Origin of the sequence: Pantanalinema rosaneae CENA516, assembly GCF_050753385.1 — a bacterium.
Lineage (GTDB): Bacteria > Cyanobacteriota > Cyanobacteriia > Leptolyngbyales > Leptolyngbyaceae > Pantanalinema > Pantanalinema rosaneae.
Genome location: NZ_JBLZFZ010000117.1, coordinates 1 through 6,564 on the forward strand (window position 1 = coordinate 1; position 6,564 = coordinate 6,564).

The following is a 6,564-nucleotide window of genomic DNA, read 5'->3' on the forward strand; positions in this document are numbered from 1 at the left end:
GATGTGTATAAGAGACAGCGCGCAGCCATGCCATGTCGGCAATCGGCCACCATGGTGATGGCCCTTCCAGATCACTTGCAGGCGAGGGATCGCGCATGCTGCTGGCTGGGCGCAGAGCAATGTCAGTGCCCGGAGCAATGACGCTCGCGAGCCAGTCGGTAACATCCCTGCCGTCCTCGCTTCCGCCAAAGGCTTGGGTCTCGATCCGGAACTGATGCTTCCCGCAGCTCGTGATGTTGGCAACAAAGACTGCCACATGCCGGATCGCAGCGCCCGGAGGTGCGGCTGGATTGTCACGGATGATGGCAAGCGATGCCACCGTGGGAGAGAGTATCGTCGTTCTATTCATGTTATGTTCCTTTCTTGATTATCACCAGCTGCGCCCGCGCAGCTGGAAGCCTTCAACCTTTTCCTTTCATGCCGAAGGCTCACAAAACCCTCCCCTTCAAAGCCAAGCGCTGTGCGCACCCGCTGCTGCGGTTGCTTCCTGCTGTCTGGGCTGAAGGCTGGCTGTGGCACTTGGGATGAGGCTGGCTGGGCCCCTTGAGGCGATGCTGGCTGGGCCAGTGTTTTCCGCCCGGCCGGATCACGGCCAAGGCTGCTGCCACTGCTGCTGCGCGCAGCTTTTCCCTCGCCCCGGATAAGCGGGTGGCACACGTGGGGCGGGATACGTTCTTCCCGCACCCGCCGTCCCGATTGCCCCTGCCCCTGACGCTGGGCTTTCTGGTGGAACTGCACCCGCTGGCGTATCGGATCATGCACCAGCGCAGGACAGCAAAAGCTCCATGGGCCGTTCTTTACCTGAGCCATGAGGGACGCCCTCCTGCTGGTTCAACAGGCTGCCAGCGGTAATCACCGCGATAGCGCTCGCTGGCTGGCAGCGGCACGATTGAAGGCTCCTTGCCGATGGTTGCTCGATACCAGGCGAGCTCATCGGCATATTCGCCGTCCCGGACATGGCGGTGCGACACCCCGTGCCTGCCCTGTGGCCGCCACCTGTAGCCCCGGTCCCACAGGTCTTCCTTGAACCTGAAGGGAGCAGAGGTTGCCTCGAACCGCCATGCTGGGGCAGCAATGGCCTTGAGAACCTTGGCTATCACGGTCTCGCCATCACGGCAGGTGTGATCCAGCAGCTCGATCAGCGACAGCACATCGTCAGCCGCACGGTGGGCGGAGGGATTGAACTTGCCCGTCTGCATCAGCAGGTAGTTCTGGGGTCCCGGCTCAAACCCCAGATCGCGCCAGGGGACATCCGCCATCGCGCAGCCCCAGTCCATCATTGGCAGGCCGGGTGCGAACACCTCCATGTGCTGGCGATCAAAGGCGGCATTGAAGGCCACCACTGCCTCGCAGCCCGTGATGAACTTGGTCAGCTGATCGCGGCAGATGCCTCTTCCTGCCACATCGGCATCGGTGATCCCGGTCAGCTTCGTGATCTTGGGCGGCAGCGGATAGCCCGGATCCTCCCGACCCCATTTGAGCGCTGGCAGGCCGACGATCTTGCCGCGCGCATCGACCAGCACGGCAGCCGTGCACAGTTCGATCACGTGATGGCGCACAGGATCAAGCCCGGTGGTCTCGACATCCAGCACGCACACCCGGCGCAAGGGGGGGACGTTTTCCACTGGGTCGGACTTGGGATCAGTATCCGCGTCCGACCCTGACCACGGTTCTGTTTCCGGCTGTCTTGGCCAGTCCTCGCGCCGTCTGACCGGTGTCAGCACCCGGCATGCGTCATCGTTTCCGCCATCGCCTTGCGCGATGGCGGCAGTTCTCTCGTCATTTTCCATAAGTTTTACCTCGCTATTGCGAGACTGGCCGAAGGCTACTTTTCCCTTCTACCAACCAGTCTCACCACGAGGCTTCAGCCGAGATATTTTCCGATCCCCGCGACATGCGGGGGGCGATTGGGGGGGGCTTACCAGCCAGGCAATACAATGATGCTGACTTTACAACTCAGGCCCCTGCTGATTCCGACGTTGTTGCTCAAGAACGCGCAAGCGCTTTTCGCGCTCTCTCGCGTTCCTCTTCACCTGCGCATCATCCGGATGCGGTGTGTGCCCAAGCTACCTTGATCGCCTGTTGCGTCATCGGCGGCGGCTTTTTGCATGGCCTGCTGCTGGAGGCGCGCCGCTTTCGCTTCCTGTTCAAGCTGCATCAGCAAATCTGGCTTGATTGCATTCGGCCAACGTCTTTGCCAATTCTCTGCCTCGATAGCAGCAGCAGCGCGCTCCTTCGATGACACTGCTGCCCGGTTCCAAGTGCGAGCGGCATTCAAGGCCCGCTCCTTTCCGACCTTTATCACCGTCGGAATGAGCACTTCTTCAATCAGGCCTGTGTTCAGCCAAGCTTTCATCTCCCACTGCCTATCTGCCGGGATTTTCTGCATCATTGCGTCTGCACCACGTTGCGCGGATGCAATGTCAGCCGTATCCACACATATGTCGGTGAAAAGATCGATGAAAAGACTTTGGCTCGACCCTGCTTCCTTCAACTGGGCGACAACATCAGGATGTTTCAAAAGCCATGGTTCAAGGCCTGCGCGATTCCAGAGGCCCATGTCCGGGCGCAATGACCCATCCGGGTTTTGGAAAACTCTACGGGCGGGCACCTTGAAGAAGGCAACAGCTTTCAAGACCTCATCAATGCTGGCGGCGCGTCTCGGATCGCGTGAGCTATCATCTGCGACAGTCCGCTCGCGCTGATCCTGGTCTTTGGGCAAGGACACAGCACTGGCGTTGTTGGCATCATCATGTTCTGTGTCCGACAGGTCGCTTTGCATGGGCTCGTTCGGCGTGGCAGGCGCGATCACAGGATCAGGCGACCCCGCTAGGTGCTGGGCTTCAGCCTCAACTTCTTCCTCGGCCGCTTTGCGCATCTCGATAATGCGCTGCAGGAGGCTGTCTGCCTCGGCAATTGCTGCGTGGATCAATGCCAAGGTGCGCTCCCCGATCCGGTCGAGCACAGTCGCCCGCGCGAGGTTGCCGCTGATAATAGGCGGGACCGGCTGCGGTGGCAGTGGAACATCGGGCAAAGCCACGGGGGTAATCGTCGGCAGCGGCTGCGGAAGTCGTCCCAATGTAGGGACGACGGGCACCGGATGGACGGGATGCGGCGGCACGGCAGGCACCATCGGCGGCACATCAATTGGCCGCACTGGCTGAAGAAACGCGCCATCGGCCACGCTCACCGCTGTGACCGCACATGGCAGTGGAGGCGTAGGAATATCCGGAATCTGCCTCACATCGATGGGGTCAGCGGCTCCAGCGGAGTAATTCGCAAATCTGCGACTGATGCCGAAGCGGATCGACCGGGTGGAGACGGGACATCCGGCAATTCGGGCGGATCGGTAGGGCGCAGTAATGGCGGAACTTCAGGCAAGTTCACCGCAATCACGGTCGATGCGGATTGCGGTTCAGGGCAATCAGGCAGTGGGTTGGGAACCGTCGCCGTTTCAAGCGGCGCTGGAATCTCGCGTCCGAACAGGTCTGCGAACATGCGCTGCAATTCGGCAAACGAAAAGCCCGGGACTGGCTCCGGCACCCTTATATCAGGGGCCTGTTCGTCGATGGGGCGCAAGGGTTCAACCACATCCATGAATTCTTCGGGGATGGTGACGCTTGGCGCCGGCGTGGTATCCGGCACATCAGGAACACGCACCGGTCGGATAAAGCTCGCCATCACTTTCTGCAGTGCGTCGGCTTCGGCAGCGAGATAATCATCCAATGCGCGCAGCTTATCATCGAGCAGTGCCGCAAGCGATGCGATCATGCGTTCGTGGTTGCGCTCGTTTTCCGGCACAAATTCACCCGCGCCGCGCCTTGCGGGTGCGCGTTTCATAAAGAGGTTCCTGGGGTATAATCGGAAGACCGCGGGCCGCGTGGCTCAGCGAGGTGTAAACATCGAAGTCGCCCACCTCGGCGGACATGGCAGTCATATGCGCCGCAAACCGCTCACGCAGCAGACGAATGCCAGAGGCTCCATCGAGACTGGTGAGCAGATTTTCGCTCACCTCCCATTCGTAGTCGCCGACGCGCGTGACAGGGCGCCAGCTCCATATGATATGTGCGTGCCAGTTGCGCTGGTCGCCTTCTGGCGGCGGCGGATGCAGTGCAATGAAATATGGCAGTCCATGTTTGCCGAGGTTTTCATCAGCCCAATCCGTTGCCACCTTCATCATCTGCTCGGTGTCCAGCGCGGATCCATGGGCATTATACCGGTCATTGCCACTTTGGCATTCTTCTGCGCTGACCGATTGATCATCTCGATATGATCAAAGCATGTCGCCGCCTCCTGCACACTTCGCGCCACATTCGAATATACCATGGGCAGGCCATTGGCATCGATTTCGACGCCTCGTGCATAGTATTGAACGGCCCTCCTGGCTGCCCCGGGCTTGCTGGTTTTGCTTGAGATGTATTTGAATTTCGGATGCACACCGATGCGACCTTGGCGATCCCTGATTGCGTAGCCATAGTTCGGAAGGACGCTATGGCGCCCCGGACTTATGAGCTGAGCACCCTTGGACTGCCGTTGCAGGACCTTTTCCTTCTTGGGCTTTGCGGTCTTGATCCTTCGCCTCAATTGCTTCGCAAGCTCCAGGTCCTGCTCGAGCTGCTGTTTCTTGAAACGCCGTGCCGCCTTTTTGTCATCGCGCTCGGATGCAGCAACCGCCCGGTCGAGATCCTTTGAGCTCAACCAGTTCTTGTCGCCGCTGACCCGGGCGCGAACCTTGCGCTTGAACATCTGCTTGGCAGCCTTCTGGGTGAGGACTGCTTGGCGCCCGTCTTGGTCGGAGGTCAGGATTTCGGCGAACTTGTAGGCGCGGTGGTTGGGGTTTTTGTTACGGGGTTTGCGAGATGGATCCTGTGTATTCATATCGGAAACATTAAATGCGCCTAAACAAAAACCCCAACCTCAAAACAAAAATGGCCCCTCTGATTAGTTTAGATCACCCCCTGAATATTTCAACTTGATTGTTTATTTCTCTGCCATATATGCTCGCAATTGGAGTATATCAATATGGAGCATCAATCTGACAAAACCGATGAGCGGGTTAAAACTTTCTTCGCCGAGGCTGATGCCAAGCTTGCGGACATCTCGCGCGCGCGCGAGGAAATCGCAGCGCGCCGCCGACAGCTTGCCGAACCCAGCCACAAGCTCGTCGTCGCCAACCCAACCGAGCTGCATCACAAGATCACCCTCGGCGGGGTGATGTTGAAGTTTGGCTTGAGCGCCGCCGATGCCAGTGCACTGGCAGGCCTGCTGGCCATGCCTTCGGCACAATTCGCTGAAATGGTCAAAACCGAAGCTGAGGCCGAGCCCGATTTGCCAGCGGGCAACATCATCACCCGATTGATCGACCGCAAGGCGCCAGAGCTTGAGGCCCGCGGCCAATATGAAACATGGCTCCGTCGTCTCGAAGCCTATTGCGAAGACAAAGCTGAATGGCTGGAACGCGATGAAGAATTTCGCCTCAAGGGCGAATGGCGCACCCTACCGATGACCGCCGACCAGCGTTGGCTCATCCGCGTCACCTGCCGCGCGCTGCGGATCGCGATGCCCGGCGACTTATTGCGCGGCGAAGCCTCCGACTGGCTTGCGGCTAAGGGCGCCAATCTCAACTATGAGGATTTCGCATGACCGAGTTCACATGGACCGACCGACATGGCGTTCGGCACAGCCTGAATTCGCCGGGACCCATCGAGGCGGAGATCGCGCACTTTAAGGATGGCTGAATAAAACCCTTGTGCAGATAGAGACCGCGAACGGAGACGAATTCGTCGAACTCGATCGTGAGGCGCGTGCAGCAGTTTCCAGGCTCAAGGAGTTGTCCAACGATGCCGCCAATTGGAACAAATGCGCAACCGTTCGCGACAACGCCATCGTCCAAGCGCTCCTTAAGGGCGCTGTTGAGTTTCGGAAAAACAATGCCCTCCTTTTAGCTCTTGCATACATGAACAGGGAGCGAGCCGATTTAGCCGCGCTGTCCGAGCGAAACCCCGAAGAAGCACGAGCACTTCTGGCAGCTAACATTACCAAGAATCAGGAAGTGGTGTTGATATCCATTGCAGCGTCAGTGCCAAACGCGATTCATCTCACGCGTGCCGAAGCTTACAAGCTTATAGACAGCAATCCCACACTTCGACGGCCTCCCGAGACCGGCGATGGTTGGTTTGAATGGACCAATCTACAGGGCGAGCGTTATCGGCTTTGTCAAGCCTGATGATTGAACTGGAGATTGCGAGGGTGCTTGACGACGCCGACGATCTACTGTGCGACCTCAGCGATCAACCAGAAGCGCCAGAAAGACCCCGGAGAATTGCCGAAGCTTGCGTTGGTTTCGAAAACGTGAGGCGGTTGGCCAATGATCTCGCTCGCTACAATGAGGCAGCGCGAGAGCGTGCGAAATCGGAGTGGGCAATTTATCGGCGGCAGCTCAAGCAGATGAATGATCGCTGATAAACGCAAGACACCGCTACCCTTGCCAACTACTAGGTCTCGGGTCACGCGTATCCTTGGCAGAACACACGATAGCGGATTGATGGGAGCGGAAACCTGCGA

General features: G+C 58.8%; 8 protein-coding genes. 2 read left to right on the forward strand and 6 right to left on the reverse strand.

Annotated elements, in window-relative coordinates:
- From ACN4EK_RS31665 to ACN4EK_RS31690, 6 genes are all read right to left on the reverse strand, one after another.
- Positions 1–349, reverse strand: a 349-nt coding sequence (locus ACN4EK_RS31665; RefSeq protein WP_431662430.1) for a hypothetical protein, incomplete at its 3' end; no start/stop codon positions are given.
- A 448-nt stretch (positions 350–797) separates the two neighbouring features.
- Entirely contained in the window at positions 798–1,790 is a 993-nt protein-coding gene (locus ACN4EK_RS31670) for an exonuclease domain-containing protein (protein ID WP_431662431.1), read from the reverse strand.
- A gap of 239 nt (positions 1,791–2,029) precedes the next feature.
- Positions 2,030–3,190, reverse strand: coding sequence for a hypothetical protein (locus ACN4EK_RS31675; RefSeq protein WP_431662432.1), 1,161 nt, complete (start codon positions 3,188–3,190; stop codon positions 2,030–2,032).
- Between the two features lie 50 nt (positions 3,191–3,240).
- Positions 3,241–3,840: a hypothetical protein gene (locus ACN4EK_RS31680; RefSeq protein ID WP_431662433.1), complete on the reverse strand. Its 600-nt coding sequence runs from the start codon at positions 3,838–3,840 to the stop codon at positions 3,241–3,243.
- Complete coding sequence (locus ACN4EK_RS31685) at positions 3,806–4,180, reverse strand: hypothetical protein (RefSeq protein WP_431662434.1); 375 nt, start codon at positions 4,178–4,180, stop codon at positions 3,806–3,808. Before ACN4EK_RS31685 ends, ACN4EK_RS31680 begins: the two co-directional genes overlap by 35 nt.
- A complete protein-coding gene (locus ACN4EK_RS31690) occupies positions 4,177–4,878 on the reverse strand; it encodes a hypothetical protein (protein ID WP_431662435.1) in 702 nt (233 codons plus the stop codon). The genes ACN4EK_RS31685 and ACN4EK_RS31690 overlap by 4 nt, the downstream gene beginning before the upstream one ends.
- A gap of 144 nt (positions 4,879–5,022) precedes the next feature.
- Between ACN4EK_RS31690 and ACN4EK_RS31695 the strand changes: the two genes are divergently transcribed.
- Together ACN4EK_RS31695 and ACN4EK_RS31700 are read left to right on the forward strand one after the other, a co-directional pair.
- On the forward strand, positions 5,023–5,643 hold the full coding sequence (locus tag ACN4EK_RS31695; RefSeq protein ID WP_431662436.1) for a hypothetical protein: 621 nt from the start codon (positions 5,023–5,025) through the stop codon (positions 5,641–5,643).
- 106 nt (positions 5,644–5,749) lie between these two features.
- On the forward strand, positions 5,750–6,226 hold the full coding sequence (locus ACN4EK_RS31700; RefSeq protein WP_431662437.1) for a hypothetical protein: 477 nt from the start codon (positions 5,750–5,752) through the stop codon (positions 6,224–6,226).
- Positions 6,227–6,564: the final 338 nt, after the last annotated feature.